At 62.9% G+C, this 3,773-nt stretch carries 2 protein-coding genes; both read left to right on the top strand.

Annotated elements, in window-relative coordinates:
* The first annotated feature begins 81 nt into the window (after window positions 1–81).
* A complete protein-coding gene (locus ACY693_RS16495) occupies window positions 82–3,573 on the top strand; it encodes a sensor domain-containing protein (RefSeq protein WP_462322902.1) in 3,492 nt (1,163 codons plus the stop codon).
* Window positions 3,564–3,773, top strand: a 210-nt coding sequence (locus tag ACY693_RS16490; protein ID WP_462322901.1) for an alpha/beta fold hydrolase, incomplete at its 3' end; no start/stop codon positions are given. The genes ACY693_RS16495 and ACY693_RS16490, both read left to right, overlap by 10 nt.

The following is a 3,773-nucleotide window of genomic DNA, read 5'->3' as shown; positions in this document are numbered from 1 at the left end:
CTCCCGTAAATGTCAAACGGCTACTGTCACCCCGGCAGAGCCGGGGGATTACCTGGTATATTTATTAAGGGAGGCTGTGCAATGGCCGAGGACGAGCGACGATCGTGTGAGCGCCCGCATCAGCTGCCAACCGCGGACTTTCACGACCTTTACCAGCGCGCCCGCGAGCTGTTAGCTGGCGGGCGGTTCGACTTGGCCGAGACGGTCACCGCCGAGCAGCTGCAGGATGTTCAGGCACTGGTCGAAGAGCTGCGCATTCGCGAAGCCGAGCTCAGGCTGCAGAACGAGGAGCTGAGCGAGAGCCGCGACCGCATCGAAGCGATGCTCGGGCGCTTCACCGTCTTCTTTAACTCGCTGCCGATTGCCGCGATGGTCCTCGAGGCCCGCGGCATGATCCGCTTGGCCAATCCAGCCGCGGAGGCGTTACTTGGGCTTCGCCCCGGTGACCATCAGCGCTATTTCTTCGCTCGTTTCCTCAAGCAAGCGCGGCGCAACGAGCTAATCCGGCTGCTGAGCGGGTCGGCGAAGAGCGAGCCCGTTACCCTCACGGAGGTCGAGCTGCAACCGCGCGACGGTCCGCCGATCATTGGCGATATCCATCTAGCGCCGCTGCCCAACGAAGCCAATGCCGAGCCCGAGTTCATCTGCAGCCTAAGCGATCGCTCTGAGAGCGTTCGGCAACGCCAGCGGCTGCAACAGAGCGTCGCCTCACTCGAGCACGAGAATGCCGCCCGGCGCCGCGCTGAGCTCACCCTAAAGGAAAGCCAAACGCAGCTGGAGGCCATCTTCCAGGCTGCTCCTGTCGGTATCGTCTTCGCGTGTGAGCGCCGAATCCTGCAGAGTAACGCGGCTTGGTTCGACCTGATCGGCTACACGCGGGAAGAACTTTGTCAGCGCGACACACTCATGATCTATCGCGATGACGACGAGTATGCGCGCATTGGCCAGGAGCTCTACGAGCAGATGCGTGCGCGGGGGACGGGCCGGCTCGAGGCACAGCTGCGGCACAAGGATGGTCACCTGCTTGACGTTGTCCTCTGCGGGGCCCCGATCGACAAGGACAGCGCCGGGAGTGCGGTGGTCGTCACCGTCCTTGATATCACTGAGCGCAAGCGCGACGAGCGCGCCCTGGCCCATTCGCGTTGGCGTCTGGCGCAGGCCGAGCGCATCGCAAATCTCGGTGCCTTCGAGGTCGATGTGAGACACCAGCGCCTGTTTGCGTCGGCACAATGCCGGCGTATCCATGGCACCGAGCAGGAGTCCTTTAGCCTCGACGAACTGCTCGACAGACACGCCTATCCTGCCGATCGTCCCCGCATCGAGGCCGCCCTGGGGCGCGCCTTGGCGGGCGAAGCCCCCTACCGACTTGAGCAGCGCATCCTGCGCGCCAACGACGGCGCGGTACGCTGGGTCGAAGTCCTGGCCGAGCTTGAGCGGGACGCTGACCAGCGTCCGCTGCGACTCGTCGGCGCTGTGATCGATATCACCGATCGCAAGGTCGCCGAGCAGGCGTTAAAGGACCGCGAGGAGCGTCTACGCCTGACGCTTGAGGCGACCAATGAAGGGCTGTGGGACGTCGACCTAACCTCGGGTGTCGTGACCGTCAATGAGCGTTATGCCACGATGCTGGGCTACGCTCTGGGCGAATTAACGCTGGAACTGGAGCCGCTCGTCGCGATGATTCATCCCGACGATCGCGCGCACGCTCAAGATCGTTTCGAGCAACACCTTAGGACGGGAACACCCTACGCAGCAGACTTTCGGATGCGCTGCAAGGATGGCCGTTGGCGCTGGATTCACGGGCGCGGAAAGGTGGTAGCACAGGATCCGGAGGGGAGACCCATCCGGGTGGTCGGCACCAACACCGATATCCACGAGCGAAAGTTGGCCAAGCAGGCGCTGAACGAGAGCAACCGGCATCTGCGTGAAGCGGCCAAGGTGTTCGAGAGCACGGACGATGCGATCATGTTGACCAGCGCCGATGACGCCATTGTCGCAGTGAATCCGGCATTTACTCGAATCACCGGCTATACCGAGGCGGACGTTCGCGATCAGACGGTGGAGGCCGTGTTAGCAAGCGCCCAGGATCACGGCTTTTGGCGCCGGATCAAGGCCGTTGCCGCAAAACGTGGTCGCTGGCAGGGCGAGCGCTGGGAGCGCAATCGAGAGGGTGCATCATACCGAGCCTTCCTGAGAATCAGTGGGGTGAGCGATGACCAAGGGCAGCTCGATCGCCACATCATTGTGATCAGCGACAGGACGCGATTGTACTCCACCCAACAGCAGGTCGACTTTCTCACTCAGTTCGACGGCCTCACCGGCCTCCTTAACCGACGCCACTTCCAAAGATGCCTGACTCAGGCACTGCAAGACATCGATGACGCGTCAGTGCAGGTCGCGATCTTGCTCATCGATCTCGACCGCTTTCGCATCGTCAATGAGTCGATTGGACCGGCAGCGGCAGACGAGCTGCTCCGACAAGTCGCCCATGAGCTGCGCCAGATGGTGCGACCAACAGACGTCCTCGCACGCTTAGGTGGCGACGAATTCGCTGTCCTGCTGCCCGCGGTTGATTCACCTGAGGCGATCGCCGAGGTGGCGGAGCGCCTCCAGCGCAGTTGCGCCGGGCGCCGCATCGTGCGCGGACAGACCATCAGCCTGAGCGCCTGCGTCGGCATCGCCGTTTATCCACGTGATGGTCACTCTGGTGATGAGTTGATGCGGCACGCCGATATCGCCCTCAAGCAAGCCAAGGCACGCGGCCGACACAGCCTGCAGTATTTCGAGCACGCCGCGGCTCCGAGCCCGTCGGATCGGCTCCGCTTCGAAGCCTGCCTCAGCCAAGCCATGTTCGGTGGCGAACTATCGCTCCAGTTTCAACCCCTGGTCTGCTTGAGCGACGGGCAACTGGCCGGCGCAGAGGCATTGTTGCGCTGGACCAGCCCCGAGCTTGGCGCGGTATCACCGCAACAATTTATCCCAGTCGCCGAGGATATGGGATTGATCCATCAAATCGGCGACTGGGTGTTGCGCCAGGCCATGCATCAGCTCGCTGCCTGGGACCGCGTGGGAAGGCGGTTAGCGCGCATGGCCGTCAATCTCTCGATCCTGCAGCTAGACGATCCGGACCTGGTGGATACGGTCGCAGGCCTCCTCAATCATCACGGACTCGCGCCTGAGCGCTTAGAGCTGGAGCTGACCGAGTCCCTGCTCATGGCCCAGGCCGGCCAATCCGAATCCATGCTTGCCGCGTTGCGAGGGCTTGGCGTCCACTTGGCGATCGACGACTTCGGCACGGGTTATTCATCGCTGGCGTATCTGCACCGCATGCCGCTGCATCAACTCAAGATCGACCGCAGCTTCATCGATGCGCTGCCGGCGGATCCAAACAGCCAGGCGATTACCAACGCCGTGATTGCACTCGGCAAGAGCCTGAAGCTGGAGGTCCTGGCGGAGGGGGTCGAGAATGCCGAGCAAGCGGAGTGGTTGCGTGCCGCTGGTTGTTCGCTCGCCCAGGGTTATTACTACAGTCGACCGCTCACGCCAGAGGCCTTTGCCGAACGATGGCTATAACCACCCATCTTCAGGTTCGCGGACAGACTTGCGCGGTATCGGACTCCGGCGGCTCTGGCCCGGCGGTAGTGCTCCTGCATGGCTGGCCGGATAATCGCTCGGGGTGGCGCCATCAATGTGCATACCTCGCCGCTACGGGGTGCCGCGTGGTCAGCGTCGACTGGCTCGGGCATGGCGAGAGCGCGAAGCCGCTAGACATC

It is taken from the genome of Halochromatium sp. (assembly GCF_054919635.1).
The sequence above is the reverse complement of the archived record's forward strand: the minus strand, read 5'-3'. Positions and strand labels throughout refer to the sequence as shown.